Annotated in this window: 20 protein-coding genes; 16 read left to right on the forward strand and 4 right to left on the reverse strand. The window is 72.0% G+C overall.

What is annotated here, in order from left to right; translation table 11 throughout:
* Positions 1 to 98: 98 nt before the first annotated feature.
* The 4 genes from ACFYWG_RS15330 to ACFYWG_RS15345 all read right to left on the reverse strand — a co-directional run bounded on the left by ACFYWG_RS15330 (position 99) and on the right by ACFYWG_RS15345 (position 5743).
* Entirely contained in the window at positions 99 to 2492 is a 2394-nt protein-coding gene (locus tag ACFYWG_RS15330) for a DUF3488 and DUF4129 domain-containing transglutaminase family protein (RefSeq protein WP_389201631.1), read from the reverse strand.
* Entirely contained in the window at positions 2492 to 3853 is a 1362-nt protein-coding gene (locus ACFYWG_RS15335) for a DUF58 domain-containing protein (RefSeq protein WP_389201633.1), read from the reverse strand. The genes ACFYWG_RS15330 and ACFYWG_RS15335 overlap by 1 nt, the downstream gene beginning before the upstream one ends.
* A complete protein-coding gene (locus ACFYWG_RS15340) occupies positions 3853 to 4890 on the reverse strand; it encodes an AAA family ATPase (RefSeq protein WP_383507780.1) in 1038 nt (345 codons plus the stop codon). The genes ACFYWG_RS15335 and ACFYWG_RS15340 overlap by 1 nt, the downstream gene beginning before the upstream one ends.
* 301 nt (positions 4891 to 5191) lie before the next feature.
* On the reverse strand, positions 5192 to 5743 hold the full coding sequence (locus ACFYWG_RS15345; protein ID WP_376323735.1) for a beta-class carbonic anhydrase: 552 nt from the start codon (positions 5741 to 5743) through the stop codon (positions 5192 to 5194).
* A gap of 401 nt (positions 5744 to 6144) precedes the next feature.
* Between ACFYWG_RS15345 and rsmH the strand changes: the two genes are divergently transcribed.
* The 16 genes from rsmH (at position 6145) to ACFYWG_RS15425 (ending at position 23884) form a co-directional block, all read left to right on the forward strand.
* Positions 6145 to 7101, forward strand: a complete 957-nt coding sequence (gene rsmH, locus ACFYWG_RS15350; RefSeq protein WP_383507776.1) for a 16S rRNA (cytosine(1402)-N(4))-methyltransferase RsmH — start codon at positions 6145 to 6147, stop codon at positions 7099 to 7101.
* Between the two features lie 34 nt (positions 7102 to 7135).
* Positions 7136 to 7585, forward strand: a complete 450-nt coding sequence (locus ACFYWG_RS15355; RefSeq protein WP_376323739.1) for a septum formation initiator family protein — start codon at positions 7136 to 7138, stop codon at positions 7583 to 7585.
* Between the two features lie 5 nt (positions 7586 to 7590).
* Positions 7591 to 9555: a peptidoglycan D,D-transpeptidase FtsI family protein gene (locus ACFYWG_RS15360; RefSeq protein ID WP_389201636.1), complete on the forward strand. Its 1965-nt coding sequence runs from the start codon at positions 7591 to 7593 to the stop codon at positions 9553 to 9555.
* Between the two features lie 181 nt (positions 9556 to 9736).
* Positions 9737 to 11257, forward strand: a complete 1521-nt coding sequence (locus ACFYWG_RS15365; RefSeq protein ID WP_376323743.1) for a UDP-N-acetylmuramoyl-L-alanyl-D-glutamate--2,6-diaminopimelate ligase — start codon at positions 9737 to 9739, stop codon at positions 11255 to 11257.
* Between the two features lie 28 nt (positions 11258 to 11285).
* The gene (gene murF, locus ACFYWG_RS15370; protein WP_376323745.1) at positions 11286 to 12701 is read left to right on the forward strand and encodes a UDP-N-acetylmuramoyl-tripeptide--D-alanyl-D-alanine ligase; all 1416 of its coding nucleotides are present in this window, start codon (positions 11286 to 11288) and stop codon (positions 12699 to 12701) included.
* Positions 12701 to 13792 (forward strand): phospho-N-acetylmuramoyl-pentapeptide-transferase, encoded by a 1092-nt coding sequence (gene mraY / locus ACFYWG_RS15375; protein ID WP_333931308.1) that lies wholly within the window; start codon positions 12701 to 12703, stop codon positions 13790 to 13792. Before murF ends, mraY begins: the two co-directional genes overlap by 1 nt.
* Positions 13774 to 15216 carry a UDP-N-acetylmuramoyl-L-alanine--D-glutamate ligase gene (gene murD / locus ACFYWG_RS15380; RefSeq protein WP_389201639.1) on the forward strand — a complete coding sequence of 481 codons (1443 nt, stop codon included), beginning with the start codon at positions 13774 to 13776 and terminating at the stop codon, positions 15214 to 15216. The genes mraY and murD overlap by 19 nt, the downstream gene beginning before the upstream one ends.
* Positions 15217 to 15355: 139 nt before the next feature.
* Complete coding sequence (ftsW, locus tag ACFYWG_RS15385) at positions 15356 to 16720, forward strand: putative lipid II flippase FtsW (RefSeq protein ID WP_383507764.1); 1365 nt, start codon at positions 15356 to 15358, stop codon at positions 16718 to 16720.
* Positions 16721 to 16726: 6 nt separating this feature from the next.
* Positions 16727 to 17824, forward strand: coding sequence for an undecaprenyldiphospho-muramoylpentapeptide beta-N-acetylglucosaminyltransferase (murG, locus tag ACFYWG_RS15390; RefSeq protein ID WP_376323751.1), 1098 nt, complete (start codon positions 16727 to 16729; stop codon positions 17822 to 17824).
* A 26-nt stretch (positions 17825 to 17850) separates the two neighbouring features.
* Positions 17851 to 18645: a cell division protein FtsQ/DivIB gene (locus tag ACFYWG_RS15395; protein ID WP_383507761.1), complete on the forward strand. Its 795-nt coding sequence runs from the start codon at positions 17851 to 17853 to the stop codon at positions 18643 to 18645.
* Between the two features lie 288 nt (positions 18646 to 18933).
* On the forward strand, positions 18934 to 20127 hold the full coding sequence (gene ftsZ / locus ACFYWG_RS15400) for a cell division protein FtsZ (RefSeq protein WP_376323755.1): 1194 nt from the start codon (positions 18934 to 18936) through the stop codon (positions 20125 to 20127).
* A gap of 10 nt (positions 20128 to 20137) precedes the next feature.
* Positions 20138 to 20869 (forward strand): peptidoglycan editing factor PgeF, encoded by a 732-nt coding sequence (gene pgeF, locus ACFYWG_RS15405; RefSeq protein WP_383507758.1) that lies wholly within the window; start codon positions 20138 to 20140, stop codon positions 20867 to 20869.
* A gap of 4 nt (positions 20870 to 20873) precedes the next feature.
* Positions 20874 to 21593, forward strand: coding sequence for a YggS family pyridoxal phosphate-dependent enzyme (locus ACFYWG_RS15410; RefSeq protein ID WP_383507755.1), 720 nt, complete (start codon positions 20874 to 20876; stop codon positions 21591 to 21593).
* A 129-nt stretch (positions 21594 to 21722) separates the two neighbouring features.
* On the forward strand, positions 21723 to 22364 hold the full coding sequence (locus ACFYWG_RS15415; RefSeq protein ID WP_389201643.1) for a cell division protein SepF: 642 nt from the start codon (positions 21723 to 21725) through the stop codon (positions 22362 to 22364).
* A 70-nt stretch (positions 22365 to 22434) separates the two neighbouring features.
* Positions 22435 to 22722 carry a YggT family protein gene (locus tag ACFYWG_RS15420; RefSeq protein ID WP_376323762.1) on the forward strand — a complete coding sequence of 96 codons (288 nt, stop codon included), beginning with the start codon at positions 22435 to 22437 and terminating at the stop codon, positions 22720 to 22722.
* Positions 22723 to 22777: 55 nt separating this feature from the next.
* A complete protein-coding gene (locus ACFYWG_RS15425; protein WP_383507752.1) occupies positions 22778 to 23884 on the forward strand; it encodes a DivIVA domain-containing protein in 1107 nt (368 codons plus the stop codon).
* The last annotated feature ends 129 nt before the right edge of the window (positions 23885 to 24013 follow it).

The following is a 24013-nucleotide window of genomic DNA, read 5'->3' on the forward strand; positions in this document are numbered from 1 at the left end:
GGTCGCTCCGGCGACCGGGGCCGGGGCCGGCCCGGCCCGGCGCGTTCTCGCGCCCGGCGGTCCCGGCCCCGGCCCCGGAAGACTTCCTCCGCGTCGCCTCAGCCCTGCTGCCCCGACGTCTTCCGCCAGGTCGGGCGCAGCGCCAGAGCGCGCTCCCGTACGCGCGACCACCACGCCGACGCCGCCCACACCAGCCGGGCCGTGGAGCGGGGGGCCAGGAGGGCGCGCAGCCGGGCGGCACGCCCTGCCGCCGCACCGAGGCCCGCCGCCGCCCGGCGGACGTCCTCCGTGAGGCCCGCCACCGGCCGGGGCCGTGGTGCGTAGAGGACCTGCTCCACCGCGTCCGCCACCCGGTGCACCGAGGCCGCGGCCGCCTCGTCCAGCTGTCCGAGCCGGACGATGCGGGCGGCCGCCTTGCGCGGGGTCCGGGACTCCTCCGGCACGATGCCGAAGTCCCACGCCGTGTCGATCAGCTCCTGCCAGACGGCCAGCGTGTGCGGTACCGCGTCCGCCTCGCCCCGCCCGTGCGCGCCGAGCCGGACGGCACGGGTCCGCAACCGCCACAGCATCGGCGCCAGCGGCAGCGCCAGGACCGCCAGCCCGGCGAGTGCCCAGAGCGCGAGCGCGTACCACCTGGGGCCGTCGCCGCCCGCGGGCAGCGCCGCCTGCGGGGACTCGCTCGCGCAGCCGCCGTCCAGCTTCTTCTGCTCCGGCGTGCAGCTCTCACTCCGCGAAGGCGCCGCGGACGGCGCCGCCGACGCCGACTCCGACGGGCGCGAAGTCTCCGGCACCGAGCTGTCCGGGGTGTCCGGCAGGGTGTAGGACGGCATCGAGCCCCGGTTCGGCGTGGGCTCGAAACGGGTCCAGCCCACGCCCTCGAAGTACAGCTCGGGCCAGGCGTGTGCGTCCCGCAGCCCCACCGACACCGAACCGTCCGCCTGCGGGGAACCCGGCGCGAAGCCCACCGCGACCCGGGCCGGTATGCCCAGCGAGCGGGCCATGGCCGCCATGGCGAACGAGAAGTGCACGCAGAAGCCCTGCTTGTCGCGCAGGAAGCGGGCGATCGCCTGCGAGCCGCTGCCGACCTGCACCTGCGTGTCGTACTCGAAGCCGCCGGTCACCGCGAACCAGTCCTGCAGCTTGACCGCCCGGGCGTACGGGTCGTCCGCGCCCGCGGTGACCTTGCGGGCGGTGCGCGGAACCGACGACGGCAGCGAGTCGGGCAGCTCGGTGAAGTCGCGCACGATGTCCGCGGGCGGCGGCCCGGCCGAGGCCAGCTGCTTCGCGGTCGGCTGCACATCGAGGCTCTTCACCTCGTACGTCAGCCCGCGGGTGTTCTGCCCGTGGTCGCCGACCAGGGTCATGCCCTGGGGCTCGTAGCGCCACTCGCCACCGATCCGCACGCCGCTCGGCGGGTACGGCATGGGCAGCCAGTCCTGCGCGTACCAGTCGGCCGCCGAGATCCTGGTGGCGACCTCCGACCGCTTCACGTCGGGGCCGAGCCCCACGGGCGTGGGGAACGTCCCGTCCGGGACGGCCGTGATGGACCGGCGGGACGGCTTCCACGTGGTGCCGTCGAAGTCGTCTAGGGACACGATGCGCAGGTACAGGTCCGCGACGTCCGGCATCTTCGTCCGCACGGACAGCACCTGCCGGTCCTCGTCCGCGTTCAGGTTGTCCCGCAGCGACACCAGGGGGTTCACGGCGGAGATCGTGCCCCCGCCGCCCGCGCCGCCGCCGGCGCCCGTCCCCACCGAGTCCAGCAGGCCGCCGTTCATCGCGGGCAGGCCCAGCGGCACCACCAGGGCGATGCCCAGCGCGACCACGCCGATGCGCCGGCCGGTGCGGACCGGGGCGACGGCGCCGCTCTGCTCGGCCCCGGCCGTGTGCCCCGGCCCGCCGAACACCCGGCCCCACTGGGAGAGCCGGTCGCGGCCCTCGGCGAGCAGCAGCATCAGATAGCCCGCGGCGGCCACCACGAACCACAGCCAGTCCGCGCCGCCGTCGGAGAGCCCGGCCGCCACCGAGTACAGCGCGAGCAGCGGAAGCCCGGCCGGGGCGGCACTGCGGAAGGTCACCGCCAGGGTGTCCACCAGCAGCCCGACGACCAGCACCCCGCCCAGCAGCATCAGCCGGATGCCGTCGGAGTCCAGGGGCGCCGGGATCGCGTACCGCGCGATGTCGTCGCCGCCCTGCTGGAGCAGGACCGCGAAACGGTCCAGGGCCTGCGGGCCGGGGATCAGCCCGCCCAGGGCCTGCTCGCGGGCGAACAGGAAGGTCAGCAGCGAGACCGTCACCACGGCCTGTGCGGTCACGGTCAGCGGCCGGGGCAGCGGCACCCTGCGGGCCGCCGCGCCCACGGCCGCCTGCACGGCCAGCAGGAACGCCGCCTGCACGATCCACGTCGCCGGCTGCACCAGGGGCAGCAGGGCGCACGCGGCCATCAGCGTGGCCGCCCAGGCCCCCAGCGTCAGTCGTATCCGCCCGCTCATCACGGTCCCTCCCCGCCGCCCGTGGCGGCCACGCCCCGGCGCTCCCGGTCCGCCTGCCGCCACAGCTCGTCCAGGGTGGCGCCCCGCGGCACGTCCAGGGCCGTCCAGCCCGCCTCGCGCAGCATGCGCAGCCGCTCCCCGCGTACCTCCGACGGGCCGGGCACGTCGCTCGGTTCCCGCACCCAGGTGCGGCTGTCCAGGACGAAGGCGACCGCCCCGGGGCTGCGCTGGCGCATCCGGCCCAGCACCGCGGCCTGCTCCTCGTCGAGATCGCCGAGGAAGGCCACCAGCAGCCCTTCGTTGCCGCCGCGCAGCACGTCGTAGGCGCGGGACAGGCCCGCCCCGTCGGAGTGGTCGATCACCGCGAGGGTGTCCATCATCAGCCCGGCCGCGTCCGCCGACTCCTGGCTGACGCCCGCGAAGCCGTCACCGCCCTCGCCGGGCACCGTGCTGCCGGTGTCGGTCAGCAGCCGCACCGAGTACCCCCGCTCCAGCATGTGCACCAGCACGGACGCGGCGCCCGTGACGGCCCATTCGAAGGCGGAGTCCGGTCCGGCGCCCCGGTAGGCGATGCCCCGGGTGTCGAGCAGCACCGTGCAGCGGGCGCGCTGGGGCTGCTCCTCGCGGCGCACCATCAGCTCGCCGTAGCGGGCGGTGGAGCGCCAGTGCACCCGGCGCAGGTCGTCGCCGTAGCGGTACCCGCGCGGGATCACGTCGTCCTCGCCGGCCAGGGCGAGCGAGCGCTGCCGCCCGTCGCCGTACCCCTTCGCCTCGCCGCTCAGCCGCACCGGCGCCAGCGGCTCCACCCGCGGGATCACCGTCAGCGTGTCGTACGAGGAGAAGGAGCGGGTCAGCTCGCACATGCCGAACGGGTCGGTCAGGCGCAGCTGGAGGGGGCCCAGCGGGTAGCGGCCGCGCAGGTCGGAGCGGACGCGGTAGGACACCTCGCGCCGGCCGCCCGCCTCCACCCGGTCGAGCACGAAACGGGGCCGCGGGCCGAGCACGTACGGCACGCGGTCCTGGAGCATCAGCAGGCCGGTGGGCAGCCGGGAGACGTTGTCCATCCGCAGGTGTACCCGGGCCTCGCTGCCGGCGGGCACGCGCGCGGGGGACAGGCGGCGGCTGCCCGCGACCCGGTAGCGGGTGCGGTAGAGCACCGCCGCGCACACCAGCGGCAGCACCGCCAGGAGCAGGCCGACCCGCAGCAGGTCGCCCTGCCCGAGCACATAGCTGCACACGGCGGCCGCGACCCCGGCGGCCAGGAAGGAGCGTCCGCGGGTGGTCAGACCGGCCAGGGCGGTGCGGACGCCGCCCTTGTCGCCCCGGTCGGCCACCGCCTGCCCCGTCCCCGCGGTGCTCATCACAGCCTCCGCGGCGGGTGCGAGGGATAGGCCGGCGCGGTGCGGCCCACGGCGCCGTAGCCGCTCTGGTGCGGCGCGGACGGAACCGGGGTGTGCTGGATGATCTCCTCGACGACCTGCTCGGCCGTGCGGCGGTTGAGCTGGGCCTGGGCGGTGGGCAGCAGGCGGTGCGCCAGGACGGCGACGGCCAGGGCCTGCACGTCGTCCGGCAGCGCGTACTCCCGGCCGCTCAGGGCGGCGGACGCCTTCGCCGCGCGCAGCAGGTGGAGCGTCGCGCGCGGGGAGGCGCCCAGTCTCAGGTCGGGATGCGTGCGCGTGGCACCGACCAGGTCGACCACGTAGCGCCGGACCGGCTCGGCCACGTGCACCCCGCGCACCGCCTCGATCAGCTTGAGGATCTCGTGCGCGTGCGCCACGGGCTGGAGGTCCTCCAGCGGGGAGACGCCGCCGTGCACGTCCAGCATCTGCAGCTCGGCCTCCGCGCTCGGGTAGCCGACCGAGACGCGGGCCATGAAGCGGTCGCGCTGCGCCTCCGGCAGCGGGTAGGTGCCCTCCATCTCGACCGGGTTCTGCGTCGCCACCACCATGAAGGGGCCGGGCAGCTCGTAGGTCTTGCCGTCGATGGTGACCTGCCGCTCCTCCATGGACTCCAGGAGCGCGGACTGCGTCTTGGGCGAGGCGCGGTTGATCTCGTCGCCGATCACCACCTGCGCGAAGATCGCACCCGGCTTGAACTCGAAGTCGCGCCGCTGCTGGTCCCAGATGGACACGCCGGTGATGTCCGACGGCAGCAGGTCCGGCGTGAACTGGATGCGCCGCACCGAGCAGTCGATGGACCGCGCCAGTGCCTTGGCCAGCATCGTCTTGCCGACACCCGGGACGTCCTCGATGAGCAGATGTCCCTCGGCGAGCAGCACGGTCAGCGAGAGCCGTACGACCTCGGGCTTGCCCTCGATCACGCCTTCCACCGAATCCCGCACGCGCTCCACCACGGCGGTCAGATCAGTGAGGCTCGCTCGATCGTCATAGGTCGTCACCCGGCCCTCCTCGGCCTTTCCCGCGCTCCCGGGGAGCACGGGATACCCCAATTTCCCGGGCCGACGCCGCATGACGCGGGCCGGCCCACCCCGAACCACGGGCACCACGCGCGCAAAGCCCCGCGCGACGCCACTCCCGCATTCTTGCTGCCGTTACCGATTCGTGTCACTCGACTGTGGACAACTGGCCGCGATATGTCGGCCTTGAGGCCATTCGAACATCTGACTGACAGGATCTCGACAGCGGCGGTCGCCGTGGTCCGGGGGCGGGCGGGCCCGTCACCCGGGCGGGAGGTCCCGGTCAGGAGGCCGGGTCGACCTCGCGCAGCAGGCCGGTGCGCACGTCGAAGACGAAACCGCGCACGTCGTCGGTGTGCGGCACGAACGGCGAGGTCCGCACGCGCTGCATCGACTGCCGCACGTCCTGGTCGACGTCGCGGAAGGACTCCACCGCCCACGCCGGACGCTGGCCGACCTCGGCCTCCAGCTCGTTGCGGAAGTCCTCGGTGAGGCTTTCCAGGCCGCAGCCGGTGTGGTGGATGAGCACCACGCTGCGGGTGCCGAGCTTGCGCTGGCTGATGGTGAGCGAGCGGATCACGTCGTCGGTGACGACACCGCCCGCGTTGCGGATGGTGTGGCAGTCACCGAGCTGCAGGCCGAGGGCCTTGTGCAGGTCGAGACGGGCGTCCATGCAGGCCACGACGGCGACGTTCAGAACGGGGCGGGCGTCCATCCCCGGGTCGGTGAAGGAGGCGGCGTAGCGGGCGTTCGCCTCGACGAGACGGTCCGTGACCGTGCCGCCGCTCTTCGCGGTGTTCTCCGAACCCGTGGGGACCGATGCAGAAGTCGTCATAGTCATGACGTTACTGGTCGCACCCCCCGCGGACCTGTTGTGAGAGTGGACAAAAAATGCCAGTCGGGCGGGGTTGTGAGGTAATGCACAGCGGTGGCCCGGCGGGTCGCGGCGCCGACGGCTGCGACGCGCAGGCCGGTTGATTGACCGCGAGACACCGTGGACTAAAGTGACGCGAAGCGGGAGGCGGGACCTCCTCGCTGACTGATTTCCCGGAGACCCCGGCGACGACCGGAGGTCTCCCCGCGTGCGCGGCGCGTACGTACGGCTCGGCCTCCTCCCGCTCCCGGTCGGCTGACGCCCCCGGCGCCGGCGGGCCTCCCCCTCACCGGGGGTCCCCAGCCCAGGGGAGGGCGGGGACCCGGCGGTGCGTACGGGCCCGCCGGATCTGAGAGGGCCCCTTGAGCCAGAGTCGACACGTCCCGGTGATGCTCCAGCGGTGCCTGGATCTGCTGGCACCCGCCCTGGAGGGCCCGGACGCGGTCGTCGTCGACTGCACCCTGGGCCTCGGCGGCCACAGCGAGGCCCTGCTGGAGCGGTTCCCCGGCGTCCGGCTCGTCGCCCTCGACCGCGACAAGGAGGCCCTGCGCCTGTCCGGCGAGCGCCTGGCACCCCACGGCGACCGCGCCACCCTGGTGCACGCCGTCTACGACGAACTGCCCGACGTGCTCGACCGGCTCGGCATCGCGCGCGTGCAGGGCGTCCTGTTCGACCTGGGCGTGTCCTCCATGCAGCTCGACGAGGCCGACCGCGGCTTCGCCTACGCGCAGGACGCCCCCCTCGACATGCGCATGGACCAGACGACCGGCGTGAGCGCCGCCGAGGTCCTCAACACCTACCCGCCGGGCGAACTCGTGCGCATCCTGCGGGCCTACGGCGAGGAGAAGCAGGCCAAGCGGATCGTCTCCGCCATCGTGCGCGAGCGCGAGAAGGAGCCGTTCAGCACCAGCGCGCGGCTGGTCGAGCTGATCCGCGACGCCCTGCCGCAGGCCGCCAAGCGCACCGGCGGCAACCCGGCCAAGCGCACCTTCCAGGCCCTGCGCATCGAGGTCAACGGCGAACTGTCCGTGCTGGAGCGGGCGATCCCGGCCGCGGTGAAGGCCCTCGCCGTGGGCGGACGGATCGCCGTGCTGTCGTACCACTCGCTGGAGGACCGGCTGGTCAAGCAGGTCTTCGCGGCCGGCGCCGCCACCACCGCGCCGCCCGGGCTGCCCGTCGTGCCCGAGCGCTACCAGCCGCGGCTCAAGCTGCTGACCCGGGGTGCCGAACTCCCCACCGAGGAGGAGATCGCCGAGAACCGGCGTGCCGCGCCCGCGCGACTGCGCGGAGCCCAGCGCATCAGGGAGGACGTCGGGTGAGCCGCGGGTGGCCGCCCCGGACGGAGGAGCGTGAGTGAGCAGCACACCCGAACTGAAGGGCAGAGCGGCCCGTCTCGCGCGGCTCTTCCCCAACGGCCCGGGCCAGGCGGCCCGTACGCCCTTCGTCCTCCTGGTGGTGCTCCTGCTCGGCGGCGGTCTCATCTGCCTGCTGGTGCTGAACTCCGCCCTCAGCGAAGGCGCGTTCAAGCTCGACGACCTCCAGCGCGAGACCAAGAGCCTCACCGACGAGGAGCAGGCCCTCCAGCGGGACATCGACGCCTACTCCGCCCCCGAGGCCCTCCAGCGCCGCGCCCGCGAGCTCGGCATGGTCCCCGGCGGCGACCCCGCCTTCCTCGGACCCGACGGCAAGGTCAAGGGCGTCCCCGGCCCCGCGTCCGGCGTCCGGCGCACCGACACCCGCATCCCCCCGGTCCTCGCCCCCGAGGCCATGACCGACGGCCCCACCCAGACCCCCGGCAGGTGACGGAAGTGTCCGACAGGGAACCGCCACGCCGCCGTGTGCCCGGCCCCGCCAGGCCCGCCCGCCCCGACGCCCGGCGCCGTCCCGGCCCGGGCGCCCGCCCCGCGCGGCGGCCCTCACCGGGACGCCGCCCGGCGCCCCCCAAGCAGCTCCGCCTAGGCAGCCCCCGCCCCCGCCTGCGCCTGGTGGGACTCGCCCTGACCCTGGTCCTGACCGCCTTCGTCGTGCGGCTGTTCCAGGTGCAGGCCGTCGACGCGAGCACGTACGCCGCCAAGGCCGAGCAGAACCGCTACGTGGGGCAGGTGCTGGCCGCCGACCGCGGCGAGATCACCGACCGCTCCGGAGTGGCGCTGGCGACCAGCGAGGACGCCTACGACATCACCGCCGACCCGACGATGTTCGCCCCGGACATGCTGAAGATCGACGACGGGCCCGAGCAGGCGGCGGCCCTCCTCGCACCGATCCTCGGCCAGGACCAGGAGGACCTGGTCGGCAAGCTCCGGCCGGAGAACAAGGCCCTGCGCTACGTGAAGCTGGCCTCCCGGCAGACCCCGCAGGTCTGGAAGCAGATCAAGGACCTGAAGTCCGCGCTCGCCAAGAAGGCGGAGACCGACACGTCCGCCCGCAACGTCCTCGGCGGCGTCTTCTCGGTCGCCACCAGCAAGCGGGTGTACCCCAACGGCGACCTCGCCGCCGGGATACTGGGCTGGGTCAACGCCGAGGGCAAGCCCGGCGGCGGCATCGAACTGCAGCTCGACAAGCGGCTGGCCGGCAAGGACGGCAAGATCCGCTACGCCCAGTCCGGCGGCCGGCTCGTCCCCACCGCGGGGGGCGCCACCGAGACGCCCGCCGTCCCGGGCAGCGACGTCGAGCTCACCATCGACCGGGACATCCAGTGGGCCGCCCAGAAGGCCATCAGCGACCAGGTGAAGGAGTCGGCGGCCGACCGCGGCTACGTCATCGTCCAGGACACCCGCACCGGGCAGATCCTCGCCATGGCGAACTCACCCGGCTTCGACCCGAACGACCTGTCCGACGCCGACCCCGCCGCGCTCGGCAACGCGGCCGTCCAGGACGCCTTCGAGCCCGGCTCCACGGCCAAGGTCATGTCGATGGCCGCCGTGCTGGAGGAGGGCGTCGCCACGCCGATGACCCACGTCGTCGTGCCCAACCGGCTGCACCGCGGCGACCGGCTCTTCAAGGACGACATCGACCACCCCACCTGGTACCTGACCCTGAACGGCGTCCTCGCCAAGTCCAGCAACATCGGCACCATCCTGGCCACCGGCCAGCTCGGCACAACCCAGGCCCGGTCCAACCAGGTCCTCTACGACTACCTGCGCAAGTTCGGCCTCGGCCACTACACCGGCCTGGGCTTCCCCGGCGAGACCCCGGGCATCCTCGCCCCGCCCGCCAAGTGGTCCACCTCCCAGCAGTACACGATCCCTTTCGGCCAGGGCGTGTCGATCAACGCGATGCAGGCGGCCTCCGTCTACTCGACCATCGCCAACGGCGGCGTGCGCGTCGAGCCCACGCTCGTCCGCGGCACCAAGGGGCCCGACGGCCGCTACACCCCCGCCCCCGAGCCGGAGAAGACAAGGGTCGTCAGCGCCAGGACGGCGAAGACCCTCGCCCGGATGCTGGAGTCCGTCGTCGACGACCAGGAGGGCACCGGTACCAAGGCGCGGATCCCCGGGTACCGCGTCGCGGGCAAGACCGGCACCGCCAACCGCGTGGATCCGGCCACCGGCAAGTACCACGGCTACACCTCGTCGTTCGCCGGGTTCGCACCCGCCGACAAACCCCGCATCACCGTCTACTGCGCCATCCAGAACGCCACCCAGGGCAGCTACTTCGGCGGGCAGATCTGCGGGCCGGTCTACAAGCAGGTCATGGAGTTCGCACTGAAGTCCCTCCAGGTCCCGCCGACCGGCGCCGCGCCCGCGAAACTCCCCGTCACCTTCAAGCGCTGACGGGCAGCAGGCCCAGGTCAGCACGGAACAGACCAGGAACCACCTCGTGACGACGATCACTCCCGGCCCCGGGAACCAGAACAGCCCCGGCCCCTCGCTTCGCCCGGAGGCGGGTACGCCCGGTACGCTCACCGCCGTGCCACACGCTGATCAGTCCCAAACCACCCAGAAGGGCCATCCCGTGACATATCCCGGGCCGCCCAGGCCGGTGCAGGTCTCCGCCACACCCCTCGCGGAACTGGCCCGTCAGGTGGGTGCCTCCGCGCCGCAGGGCGCCGCCGAGGTCACGGGCATCACCCACGACTCGCGCGCCGTCCGCCCCGGCGACCTGTACGCCGCCCTGCCGGGCGCCCGCCTGCACGGAGCGGACTTCGTCGACCAGGCCGCGGGCCTCGGCGCCGCCGCCGTGCTGACCGACCCGACCGGCGCCGAGCGCGCCGCCGCGTCCGGGCTGCCGGTCCTGGTCGTCGACGACCCGCGCGGACGGATGGGCGAACTGGCCGCCACGATCTACGGCCACCCCGGCCGGGACCTGCTCCAGATCGGCATCACCGGCACCTCCGGCAAGACCACGACCGCCTACCTGGTCGAGGGCGGGCTCAGGACGGTCCGCTCCACCGGCCTGATCGGCACCGTCGAGATGCGCATCGGCGACGAGCGCATCAAGTCCGAGCGCACCACCCCCGAAGCCACCGACCTGCAGGCCCTGTTCGCCGTCATGCGCGAGCGCGGCGTCGAGGCGGTCGCCATGGAGGTCTCCAGCCACGCCCTGGTCCTCGGCCGGGTCGACGGCTGCGTCTTCGACATCGGCGTCTTCACCAACCTCAGCCCGGAGCACATGGAGTTCCACTCCGACATGGAGGACTACTTCCGGGCCAAGGCGCAGCTGTTCACGCCCGAACGCGGCAAGCTCGGCGTGGTCAACGTGGACGACGAGTACGGCCGCAGGCTGGCCAACGAGGCCACCGTCCCGGTCGTCACCTACTCCGCCGAGGGCCACCCCGACGCCGACTGGCGCGCCGAGGACGTCCGGATCGGCCGGCTGGACTCGACGTTCACCGTCGTGGGCCCCAAGGGCGAGCGGATCGCGGCCACGTCGCCGCTGCCCGGCCCGTTCAACGTGGCCAACACCCTCGCCGCGATCGTCGCCCTGGCCGTCGCCGGGCTCGACCCGCAGGCCGCCGCCGACGGCGTCGCCGCCGTCCCGGGCGTGCCGGGCCGCCTGGAGCGCGTGGACGCCGGCCAGCCGTACCTCGCCGTCGTCGACTACGCGCACAAGACCGACGCCGTCGAGTCCGTGCTGCGCGCCCTGCGCAAGGTCACCGAGGGCAGGCTGCACATCGTCCTCGGCTGCGGCGGCGACCGGGACACCACCAAGCGCGAGCCGATGGGCGCCGCCGCGGCCCGGCTCGCCGACACCGCCGTGCTGACGTCCGACAACCCCCGCTCCGAGGACCCCCTCGCGATCCTCGCCGCGATGCTCCAGGGCGCGGCGTCCGTGCCGGCGCACGAGCGCGGCGAGGTGCAGGTCTTCGAGGACCGGGCCGCCGCGATCGCCGCCGCCGTGGCCCGCGCCGAACCCGGCGACACCGTGCTGGTCGCGGGCAAGGGCCACGAGCAGGGCCAGGACATCGCCGGGGTGGTCCGTCCCTTCGACGACCGCCAGGTGCTGCGCGAAGCCATCCGGAAGACCCAGGGATGAAAATCCAGAAGACCCAGGGGATGAACTTGTGATCGCCCTCTCCCTCGCCGAGATCGCAGAAGTCGTCGGCGGGCAGACGCACGACATACCGGATCCGTCCGCCGAGGTCACCGGCCCGGTGGTCCGGGACTCCCGCGAAGCGGGGCCGGGCTGCCTGTTCGTGGCCTTCGCCGGTGAGCGCGTGGACGGCCACGACTTCGCGGCGGCCGTCGTCGAGGCGGGAGCGGTGGCCGTCCTCGGCACCCGTCCCGTCGGCGTGCCCGCCATCGTCGTGGACGACGTGCAGAGCGCTCTCGGCGCCCTCGCCCGGCACGTCGTGGCCCGCCTCGGCGCCACCCTCGTCGCCCTCACCGGCTCGGCCGGCAAGACCAGCACCAAGGACCTCATCGCGCAGGTGCTGCAGCGCAAGGCCCCCACGGTGTTCACGCCCGGCTCGCTCAACAACGAGATCGGGCTGCCGCTGACCGCCCTCAGCGCCACCGAGGAGACCAGATTCCTCGTCCTGGAGATGGGCGCCCGCGGCATCGGGCACATCCGGTACCTCACCGGCCTGACACCCCCGAAGGTCGGCCTGGTCCTCAACGTCGGCAGCGCCCACATCGGCGAGTTCGGCGGCCGCGAGCAGATCGCCCAGGCCAAGGGCGAGCTCGTGGAGTCCCTCCCCGCCGAGGCCGACGGCGGCACGGCGATCCTCAACGCGGACGACCCCTACGTCCGCGCCATGGCCTCCCGAACGAAGGCGAAGGTGCTGTTCTTCGGCGAGTCCGGCGAAGCGGACGTTCGTGCCGAGAACGTGCGACTCACGGACACCGGACAGCCCTCGTTCCGGCTTCACACACCCTCCGGTGCAAGTGATGTGACCATGCGCCTGTACGGTGAGCATCACGTGTCGAACGCGCTCGCCGCGGCCGCCGTCGCCCACGAGTTGGGCATGTCCGCAGACGAGATCGCCCTCGCGCTCTCCGAGGCGGGCTCCCTCTCCCGCTGGCGGATGGAGGTCACCGAGCGCCCGGACGGCGTGACGGTCGTCAACGACGCCTACAACGCGAACCCCGAGTCCATGAAGGCCGCGCTGCGCGCGCTGGTGGCCATCGGCAAGGGGCGTCGCACGTGGGCGGTGCTCGGCAAGATGGCCGAGCTCGGGGACGAGGCTCTCGCCGAGCACGACGCGGTCGGACGGCTCGCCGTCCGGCTCAACGTCAGCAAGCTCGTCGCGGTCGGTGGCAGGGAAGCCGCCTGGCTGCAACTGGGCGCATATAACGAGGGTTCGTGGGGTGAGGAGTCGGTGCACGTGTCCGACGCACAGGCGGCGGTCGACCTGTTGCGCAGCGAGCTGCGCCCGGGGGACGTCGTGCTCGTGAAGGCGTCCCGTTCGGTCGGGCTCGAGCGTGTGGCGCAGGCGCTGCTCGAGACCGGTGCCGAGGGTGAGGTTTCCGCCCGATGATGAAGCAGATCCTGTTCGCGGGAGTCATTGGTCTCTTCCTCACGCTGATCGGCACCCCGCTGCTGATCAAGCTCCTCGCGCGCAAGGGATACGGCCAGTACATCCGCGACGACGGCCCGCGCGAGCACGCCAGCAAGCGCGGTACGCCGACGATGGGCGGCATCGCCTTCATCCTGGCGACCGTCGCCGCCTACTTCCTGGCCAAGGTGATCACCGGGTACGTGGACCCGGACGTCGACGCGGCGCCCACCTTCTCGGGCCTGCTGGTGCTCGGCCTGATGGTCGGCATGGGCCTGGTCGGCTTCCTGGACGACTACATCAAGATCGTCAAGCGGCGTTCGCTGGGCCTGCGGGCCAAGGCGAAGATGGCCGGCCAGCTGATCGTCGGCATCGGCTTCGCCGTGCTGTCCCTGCAGTTCGCGGACAACCGCGGCAACACCCCGGCCTCCACGAAGCTGTCGTTCATCACGGACTTCGGCTGGACGATCGGCCCCGTGCTGTTCGTCGTCTGGGCGCTGTTCATGATCCTCGCGATGTCGAACGGCGTGAACCTGACCGACGGTCTGGACGGTCTGGCCACCGGCGCCTCGGTGCTGGTCTTCGGCGCCTACACCTTCATCGGCGTCTGGCAGTTCCAGGAGTCCTGCGCCAACGCGCAGACCCTCACCAACCCCGGCGCGTGCTACGAGGTGCGCGACCCGCTCGACCTCGCGGTGGTCGCCTCCGCGCTGATGGGCGCCTGCCTCGGCTTCCTGTGGTGGAACACCTCGCCGGCCAAGATCTTCATGGGTGACACCGGTTCGCTCGCGCTCGGCGGTGTGCTCGCCGGCCTCGCGATCTGCTCGCGCACCGAGCTGCTGCTCGCCATCCTCGGCGGCCTGTTCGTCCTGATCACCATGTCCGTGGTGATCCAGGTCGGTTCGTTCCGCCTCACCGGCAAGCGCGTCTTCCGGATGGCGCCGCTCCAGCACCACTTCGAACTCAAGGGCTGGTCCGAAGTCCTGGTGGTGGTCCGCTTCTGGATCATCCAGGGCATCTGTGTGATCGTCGGACTGGGCCTCTTCTACGCAGGATGGGCAGCGGACAAGTGACCTCCTCGGAGCCCTTCGACTTCCAGGGCAAGCACGTCACCGTCGCCGGACTCGGTGTCTCGGGCGTCCCGGCGGCCAAGGTGCTGCACCGCCTCGGCGCGCGCGTCACGGTCGTCAACGACGGCGCGGACGAGCGCGCGCGGGCGCAGGCCGCCGAACTGGAGGCGCTCGGGATCACCGTGCGCCTCGGTGACGGCGACAGCCTGCCGGAGGGCACCGAGCTGATCGTCACCGCACCCGGCTGGAAGCCGGACAAGCCGCTGTTCACGGCGGCCGGGCAGGCGGGCGTCCCGGTGTGGGGCGACGTCGAACTGGCCTGGCGCCTGCGCGGCCCCGACGCGGCCCCCTGGCTCGCCGTCACGGGCACCAACGGCAAGACCACCACGGTCCAGATGCTCGCCTCGATCCTGAAGGCGGCCGGGCTGCGCACCGCCGCCGTCGGCAACATCGGCGTCTCGCTGCTGGACGCGGTCCTCGGCGAGGAGACGTACGACGTCCTCGCCGTGGAACTGTCCAGCTACCAGCTGCACTGGGCGCCCTCGCTGCGCGCCCACTCGGCCGCCGTGCTGAACCTCGCGCCCGACCACCTCGACTGGCACGGCTCCATGGAGGCCTACGCCAAGGACAAGGGCCGTATCTACGAGGGCAGTCGGGTCGCCTGCGTGTACAACGTCGCCGACAAGGCCACCGAGGACCTGGTCCGCGAGGCCGACGTGGAGGAGGGCTGCCGGGCCGTCGGCTTCACCCTCGGCACCCCCGGCCCCTCCCAACTCGGCGTCGTCGAGGGCATCCTGGTCGACCGCGCCTTCGTGGAGAACCGGCAGAAGAACGCCCAGGAGCTCGCGGAGGTCGCCGACGTCCACCCGCCGGCCCCGCACAACATCGCCAACGCCCTCGCGGCGGCGGCCCTCGCCCGCGCCTACGGCGTCCCCGCCAAGGCCGTCCGGGACGGTCTGCGGGCCTTCACGCCCGACGCGCACCGCATCGCGCACGTCGCCGAAGTCGACGGCGTGGCCTGGGTGGACGACTCCAAGGCCACCAACACGCATGCCGCGGAAGCCTCGTTGGCGGCCTACGAGTCCATCGTGTGGATCGCGGGCGGGCTCGCCAAGGGCGCCACCTTCGACGAGCTGGTCGCCAAGTCCGCGGCCCGGCTGCGCGGTGCCGTCCTCATCGGCGCCGACCGCGCCCTCATCCGCGAAGCCCTGGCGCGACACGCCCCGGAAGTACCCGTCGTCGACCTCGACCGGACCGACACTGGGGCGATGCGCGCGGCGGTCGAGGAGGCCCGGCGGCTCGCCCGCCCCGGCGACACGGTGCTGCTGGCACCGGCGTGCGCGTCCATGGACATGTTCGTCAACTACAACAAGCGCGGGGACGCTTTCGCGGACGCCGTCCGCGAACTCGGCTCCGCCGAGGGCTGACCCGGGTTCCGCCTCGCCCGGCGGGAACGCCGGGCGTACCTGGGAGGGACGCGTGACACGGATGCGGCTGGTGCCCGAGCAGCGGCCTGACGGCCCGCACGGCAGAGCGATCCCCTCCGGCACGGCGGGGTGAGCGCGGATGCCCACCAGCCGCACCGGACGGCCCCCCGTGGCGCGCACCCCCAAGCGCCCCGCCCCCTCCCGCCCCCTGCGGGACAACCCCGTCCTGGCCTTCTACGACCGGGCACGCCGGGGCTGGGACCGGCCGCTCACCGCCTACTACCTCATCCTCGGCGGCAGCGCCCTGATCACCGTGCTGGGCCTGGTGATGGTCTACTCGGCCTCCCAGATCACCGCGCTGCAGATGTCCCTGCCGGGCTCCTACTTCTTCCGCAAGCAGCTGCTCGCGGCCGCGATCGGCACCGGACTGCTGCTCGCCGCCTCCCGCATGCCGGTGCGGCTGCACCGCGCGCTGGCCTACCCCATCCTCGCCGGCGCCGTGTGCCTCATGGCCCTGGTGCAGGTGCCGGGGATAGGAGTCTCGGTCAACGGCAACCAGAACTGGATCGCCCTCGGCGGCTCCTTCCAGATCCAGCCCAGTGAGTTCGGCAAGCTCGCCCTGGTGCTGTGGGGCGCCGACCTGCTGGCCCGCAAGCAGGACAAGAGGCTGCTGAACCAGTGGAAGCACATGCTGGTGCCGCTCGTCCCGGCCGCGTTCATGCTCCTCGGCCTCATCATGATCGGCGGCGACATGGGCACCGCGATCATCCTGACGGCCATCCTGTTCGGCCTGCTGTGGCTGGCCGGGGCGCCGACGCGGCTGTTCGCCGGTGTGCTGTCGGTCGCCGCCGTGCTCGGCCTGATCCTCATCAAGACCAGCCCCAACCGCATGGCCCGCCTGCAGTGCCTCGGCGCCACCGAGCCGCAGTCCGGCCCGGTCGACTGCTGGCAGGCCGTGCACGGCATCTACGCCCTGGCCTCGGGCGGGATCTTCGGTTCCGGGCTGGGCGCGAGTGTGGAGAAATGGGGCCAACTACCCGAAGCCCACACCGACTTCATCTTCGCCGTCACCGGTGAGGAACTGGGCCTCGCGGGGACGCTGTCGGTCCTCGCTCTCTTCGCGGCTCTAGGCTATGCGGGTATCCGCGTGGCCGGACGCACGGAGGACCCCTTCGTCAGGTATGCCGCGGGAGGCGTGACCACCTGGATCACGGCCCAGGCCGTGATCAACATCGGTGCGGTGCTCGGTCTGCTGCCGATCGCCGGTGTCCCCCTCCCGCTGTTCTCCTACGGGGGATCCGCCCTGCTGCCGACCATGTTCGCCATCGGGCTGATGATCGCTTTCGCACGCGACGAGCCCGCTGCGCGGGCGGCGCTTGCGATGCGGCAACCCCGCTTTGGTAGAAAGCGGGGGGCTGGGGGCACCCGTTCCGGTCGGAGTCCCCGGAGATGGAACACGATGCGACGGCGCGCCTCGGCGGCGCGTCCGTCCGGAGAGCGGTGAATTTCGGTGCATGTCGTACTCGCCGGCGGAGGAACCGCGGGCCACATCGAGCCCGCGCTCGCCCTCGCGGACGCCCTGCGCAGGCAGGATCCGACCGTGGGGATCACGGCCCTGGGCACGGAACGCGGGCTCGAGACCCGTCTCGTACCCGAGCGCGGGTACGAACTGGCGCTGATCCCGGCCGTTCCCCTGCCGCGCAAGCCCACCCCCGAGCTGATCACCGTCCCGGGCCGGCTGCGCGGCACCATCAAGGCGACCGAGCAGATCCTGGAACGCACCAAGGCCGACGCCGTCGTCGGCTTCGGCGGCTACGTGGCCCTGCCCGGCTACCTCGCGGCCAAGCGCCTGGGCGTGCCGATCGTCATCCACGAGGCCAACGCCCGCCCGGGCCTGGCCAACAAGATCGGCTCGCGGTACGCCAGCCAGGTCGCGGTGTCCACCCCGGACAGCAAGCTGCGCGGCGCCCGGTACATCGGCATCCCGCTGCGGCGCTCCATCGCCACCCTGGACCGCGCCGCCGTACGCCCCGAGGCCCGCGCCGCGTTCGGGCTCGACCCGAACCTGCCCACGCTGCTGGTCTCCGGCGGCTCCCAGGGCGCGCGCCGCCTCAACGAGGTCGTGCAGACGGTCGCGCCCTGGCTGCAGCAGGCCGGGATCCAGATCCTGCACGCGGTCGGACCGAAGAACGAACTGCCGCAGGTCCACCAGATGCCGGGAATGCCCCCGTACATCCCGGTAAGTTACCTGGACCGGATGGACCTCGCGTACGCCGCGGCCGACATGATGCTCTGCCGGGCGGGCGCGATGACCGTCGCCGAACTCTCCGCCGTCGGGCTCCCGGCCGCCTACGTCCCGCTGCCCATCGGCAACGGCGAACAGCGGCTCAACGCCCAGCCGGTGGTCAAGGCCGGCGGCGGACTGCTGGTCGACGACGCGGAGCTGACCCCCGAGTGGGTCCAGCACAACGTCCTGCCCGTGCTCGCCGACCCGCACCGGCTGTACCAGATGTCCCGTGCCGCCGCCGAGTTCGGCCGCCGGGACGCCGACGACCTGCTCGTCGGCATGGTGTACGAGGCGATCGCCGCCGCGCGTGCACACCGCTAGGACCGTATGACGGAAGGCAGGGGAGCGTGGCCGGATCGACCACCGCCGAGCGCGGTGAACGCCAGCAGAGGTCGTCCGGCCCGCCGCCCGCAAGGCGCCTGCGGCGGCGCCACGTTCGTGTGATCGTCATTCTGGGTCTCGCCCTGGTCTTCCTCGGCATCCCGGGCGTCTGGCTGTTCTACGGCTCCGACTGGCTGCGCGCCGAGCACGTCTCGGTGTCCGGCACCCGGGTGCTGACACCGGCTCAGGTCAGATCGGCCGCGGGCGTCCCGCTCGGCGATCCGCTGATCTCCGTCGACACGGACGCGATCGAGACGCGGCTGCGCCGGGAACTGCCCCGGATCGACTCGGTCGACGTGGTCCGTTCCTGGCCCCACGGAATCGACCTGAAAGTGGTCGAGCGGACTCCCGTTCTGATGGTCCGCAAAGGCGGCAAGTTCGTCGAAGTGGACGACGAAGGTGTCCGTTTCGCCACGGTTTCCGAGGCGCCAAAAGGTGTACCCGCACTGGAATTGACGCTGTCCAGGTCGGGTTCCGCCGCCGCGAGCCTGCGCCGCTTCGGCGAGTCCCGGCTGGTGCGCGAGGCCGTCGCCGTCGCACGCGCCGTTCCGGCCGCCGTCGCGCGCGACACGCGAACCGTCAAGGTCCGTTCCTACGACGACATCTCGCTGGAGTTGCGGGACGGGCGCACGGTCGCGTGGGGCAGCAGCGAGAAGGGTGCCGCGAAGGCCCGTACCCTCACCGCTTTGATGAAAGCAACGCCCGAAGCGGGGTACTTCGATGTGAGTGTGCCCACCGCCCCGGCGTCATCGGGGAGTTGACGCACATCCGCGCAGGCCAGCACCCTGGTTGGGCACTGCTACGGCTGATCACATAGGGTGAAAAGAAAAACGGGAGGTTCGGCGTGTTCGTTGAACGTGCGCCACTTGTCGACTTAGTGTCCTGTTCAGAAGACTCCAAGGAACAGACACACTGGTAACCCTAAACTTCAGGGTTAGGGTTCGGGTCGGCGATACGGACCGTCCCATTCGGCATCAGTCGTCGGGTCGCGGGGCGCAGGGCGCCACGGTGACCGGGCGACACGTAACTCGAGGCGAGAGGCCTTCGACGTGGCAGCACCGCAGAACTACCTCGCAGTCATCAAAGTCATCGGTGTCGGCGGCGGTGGTGTCAATGCCATCAACCGGATGATCGAGGTCGGTCTCAAGGGCGTCGAGTTCATCGCCATCAACACCGACGCGCAAGCTCTGTTGATGAGCGACGCCGACGTCAAGCTGGACGTCGGCCGGGAACTCACCCGCGGACTCGGCGCAGGCGCCAACCCGGCCGTGGGCCGCAAGGCGGCCGAGGACCACCGCGAGGAGATCGAGGAGGTCCTCAAGGGGGCCGACATGGTCTTCGTGACAGCCGGTGAAGGCGGCGGCACCGGCACCGGCGGCGCGCCCGTCGTGGCCAACATCGCCCGCTCGCTGGGCGCCCTCACCATCGGCGTGGTCACGCGCCCGTTCACCTTCGAGGGCCGGCGCCGCGCGAACCAGGCCGAGGACGGCATCGCCGAGCTCCGCGAAGAGGTCGACACCCTCATCGTCATCCCGAACGACCGGCTGCTGTCCATCTCGGACCGCCAGGTCTCGGTCCTGGACGCCTTCAAGTCGGCCGACCAGGTCCTGCTCTCCGGTGTCCAGGGCATCACCGACCTCATCACCACCCCGGGCCTGATCAACCTCGACTTCGCCGACGTCAAGTCGGTCATGTCCGAGGCCGGCTCGGCCCTGATGGGTATCGGCTCGGCCCGCGGCGACGACCGCGCGGTGGCCGCCGCCGAGATGGCGATCTCCTCGCCGCTGCTGGAGGCGTCCATCGACGGCGCCCGCGGCGTCCTGCTCTCCATCTCCGGCGGCTCCGACCTCGGCCTGTTCGAGATCAACGAGGCCGCCCAGCTGGTCAGCGAGGCCGCCCACCCCGAGGCCAACATCATCTTCGGCGCGGTGATCGACGACGCCCTCGGCGACGAGGTGCGGGTCACCGTGATCGCCGCCGGCTTCGACGGGGGCCAGCCCCCGGCCCGCCGGGACAACGTCCTCGGGTCCTCCGCCGCCAAGCGCGAGGAGCCGGCCCCGGTCCGCCAGGCGGAGAGCCGCCCGTCCTTCGGGTCGCTCGGCAGCGTGACCCCGAAGGAGGACCCGGAGCCCGCGCCGAAGCCGGTCGAGGACATCCCGGTGGCTCCGCCGGTGCCGCCGGCGCCGCGGTCCTACTCGGACAGCGCGGCCGAGGAACTGGACGTACCGGACTTCCTCAAGTGATCCTTCTGACGTGATAGGACAGCGCGAGAGCGTGAGCGGCGCGCACTTCGCCTTCACCGACCGGTGGGGCGGGGTGAGCGCCGCTCCGTATGAGGAGCTCAACCTCGGCGGAGCGGTCGGCGACGACCCCGGCGCCGTACGCACCAACCGGGAACTGGCCGCCAAGTCCCTGGGCGTCGAACCCGGCCGGGTCGTCTGGATGAACCAGGTGCACGGCGCGGACGTGGCGGTGGTCGACGGCCCCCCGGGAGCGTCGGCCGGCCTCCCGCCGGTCGACGCGGTCGTCACCGTGCGCCCGGGCCTCGCCCTGGCCGTGCTCACCGCCGACTGCGTGCCGGTCCTGCTCGCCGACCCGGTGGCCCGGGTCGTCGCCGCGGCCCACGCGGGCCGGCCGGGCATGGTCGCCGGGGTGGTCCCGGCCGCGGTGCGCGCGATGACCGACCTGGGCGCCGAGCCCTCCCGGATCGTCGCCCGCACGGGACCCACCGTCTGCGGCCGGTGCTACGAGGTGCCCGGCGAGATGCGCGCCGAGGTGTCCGCCGTCGAGCCGGCGGCGTACGCCGAGACGCGCTGGGGCACGCCGGCGGTCGACGTGAGCGCCGGGGTGCACGCCCAGCTGGAACGGCTCGGGGTGCGCGACCGCGAGCAGTCGCCGGTGTGCACGCTGGAATCGCGCGACCACTTCTCCTACCGCCGCGACCGCACCACCGGTCGGCTCGCGGGCTATGTGTGGCTGGACTGAGGGCATGACCGAGCGCAAGGACGAACTCGCCGCGAATCTGGCGAAGGTGGAGCGGCGTATCGCCGAGGCGTGCGCGGCCGCGGGGCGGGCACGCGAGGAGGTGACCCTGATCGTGGTCACCAAGACCTACCCCGCGAGCGACGTCCGCTTCCTCGCGGAACTCGGCGTGCGGCACGTCGCCGAGAACCGTGACCAGGACGCCGCCCCGAAGGCCGCCGCCTGCTCGGATCTGCCGCTCACCTGGCACTTCGTTGGTCAACTCCAGACCAACAAGGTACGTTCCGTGGTGAATTACGCGCATTTCGTGCAGTCGGTGGACCGGGCCAAGCTGGTCGGCGCGCTCTCCAGGGAGGCCGTCCGGTCCGGGCGTGAACCGGGCTGCCTGCTCCAGGTCGCGCTCGACGCCGGGGAGAGCGCCCGGGGCGAGCGCGGCGGCGTGGCACCCGACGGCATCGGGGAGTTGGCGGATCTGGTCGCCGGCGCCCCCGGGCTCCGGCTCGCCGGGCTGATGACCGTCGCGCCGCTCACGGGGGAGTACGCGGGACGCGAACAGGCGGCGTTCGGGCGGTTGATGGATTTGTCGACCGACCTGCGCCGGAGTCATCCGGCTGCCACCATGGTCTCGGCAGGGATGAGTGCGGACCTCGAGCAGGCCGTGGCGGCCGGAGCGACACATGTGCGCGTCGGCAGCGCGGTACTCGGAGTCCGCCCCAGGCTCCGGTAACGTCGCCAAGAAGTCGGACCACAGCAGAAAATATGGTCATTGCCGCCGAAAGGTGGATTCAAGGACCACGTGGATCGCAGGCACTTGGCAGTCGTCAGCCGATCCACCACAGAGCGGAGGACTCAGAGCATGGCCGGCGCGATGCGCAAGATGGCGGTCTACCTCGGCCTCGTGGAGGACGATGGGTACGACGGCCGCGGATTCGACCCCGACGACGACTTCGAACCCGAACTGGACCCGGAGCCCGAGCGGGACCACCGACGGCACGAGCCGTCCCACCAGCCGCATGTCTCACATCAGCCCCAAAGGGACGAAGAGGTACGAGTCGTACAGCCGCCCGCCCCTCGCGAACCGGCCGCCCGCTCCGCTTCGCTCCCCGCGGAATCCAGCCGCCCGGCGCGCATCGCGCCCGTGGCATCCATCACACAAGAACGCCCAAATCTGGAGAAGAACGCACCGGTGATCATGCCCAAGGTCGTGTCCGAACGAGAGCCTTACCGGATCACCACACTTCACCCGCGGACCTACAACGAGGCCCGTACCATCGGGGAACACTTCCGTGAGGGCACCCCGGTGATCATGAATCTGACTGAGATGGATGACACAGACGCGAAGCGACTTGTCGACTTTGCGGCCGGTTTGGTGTTTGGTCTTCACGGCAGTATCGAGCGGGTGACGCAGAAGGTGTTCCTGTTGTCGCCTGCTAACGTCGATGTCACGGCGGAGGACAAGGCCCGCATCGCAGAGGGCGGGTTCTTCAACCAGAGCTGAGACGCACCACCGGAAACATCAGTACACATCGCAACACAGCAGGGCACAGGGGAGAGGGAAGCAAGAGGTCATGAGCGTGGTCTTGGATGTCGTCTACATCGCGCTGATGTGCTTCCTCATCGTGCTCATCTTCCGGTTGGTCATGGACTACGTCTTCCAGTTCGCCCGCTCGTGGCAACCCGGCAAGGCGATGGTGGTCGTTCTGGAGGCCACCTACACTGTCACCGATCCACCGCTCAAGCTTCTGCGGCGGTTCATTCCGCCGCTGCGTCTCGGGGGCGTGGCGCTCGACCTGTCCTTCTTCGTACTGATGATCATCGTCTACATCCTGATCACACTCGTGCGGAACGCGATGTGAGCGATGTGACAGATACGGTCTTGCCGACTGCCGACGACTACGTTGAGGTGAAGAGATGCCGTTGACCCCCGAGGACGTGCGGAACAAGCAGTTCACGACCGTCCGCCTCCGAGAAGGCTATGACGAGGACGAGGTCGATGCCTTCCTCGACGAGGTCGAAGCCGAACTGACCCGCCTGCTCCGCGAGAACGAGGACCTGCGCGCCAAGCTGGCCGCGGCCACGCGCGCCGCCGCGCAGAACCAGCAGAACATGCGCAAGCCTCCGGAGCAGCAGGACCAGCAGCAACAGCAGCAGGGCATGCGCGGTCCGGGTGGTCCCGTGCCCGCCGGCATATCGGGCCCGCCGCAGCAGCAGATGGGTGGCCCCATGGGTGGTCCGCCCCAGCTGCCGAGCGGTGCCCCGCAGCTGCCCGCCGGTCCCGGCGGTCAGGGCGGCCCCCAGGGTCCCGGCCCGATGGGCCAGGGTCCGGGTCCCATGGGCCAGCCCCCGATGCAGCAGATGGGCGGCCCGATGGGCGGCCCCATGGGCGGTCCGATGGGCGGCCCCGGTCAGCAGGCTCCCGGTGGCGACAGCGCCGCCCGTGTCCTGTCGCTGGCCCAGCAGACCGCCGACCAGGCGATCGCGGAGGCCCGTTCCGAGGCCAACAAGATCGTCGGCGAGGCCCGTTCGCGTGCCGAGGGTCTGGAGCGGGACGCCCGTGCCAAGGCGGACGCCCTGGAGCGGGACGCGCAGGAGAAGCACCGCGTCGCGATGGGCTCCCTGGAGTCCGCCCGCGCCACGCTGGAGCGCAAGGTCGAGGACCTGCGCGGCTTCGAGCGCGAGTACCGCACGCGTCTGAAGTCGTACCTGGAGTCGCAGCTGCGCCAGCTGGAGACCCAGGCCGACGACTCGCTGGCCCCGCCGCGCACCCCGGCGACCGCGTCCCTGCCGCCGTCCCCGGCGCCCTCGATGGCTCCGGCCGGTGCGAGCGCTCCGTCGTACGGCGGTAACCAGACGATGGGCGGCGCCCCTTCGCCGTCCGCTCCGTCCTACGGCGGCCAGCAGCAGATGTCCCCGGCGATGACCCAGCCCATGGCGCCGGTGCGCCCGCAGGGCCCGTCGCCGATGGGTCAGGCGCCCTCGCCCATGCGGGGCTTCCTGATCGACGAGGACGACAACTGACGGCCTGATGGCCCGTAGTACGGCGTAGCGGTCGGCAGCGTTCAGGGCGAGGCCCCGGGATCCCTCCCGGGGCCTCGCCCTTGTGCTACGCGCGTTCCGCGTTCCGCGTCCCGCGCACCGGGCGGGTGC

The sequence above is a fragment of the Streptomyces sp. NPDC003456 genome (assembly GCF_042878735.1).
Classification (GTDB): Bacteria; Actinomycetota; Actinomycetes; order Streptomycetales; family Streptomycetaceae; genus Streptomyces.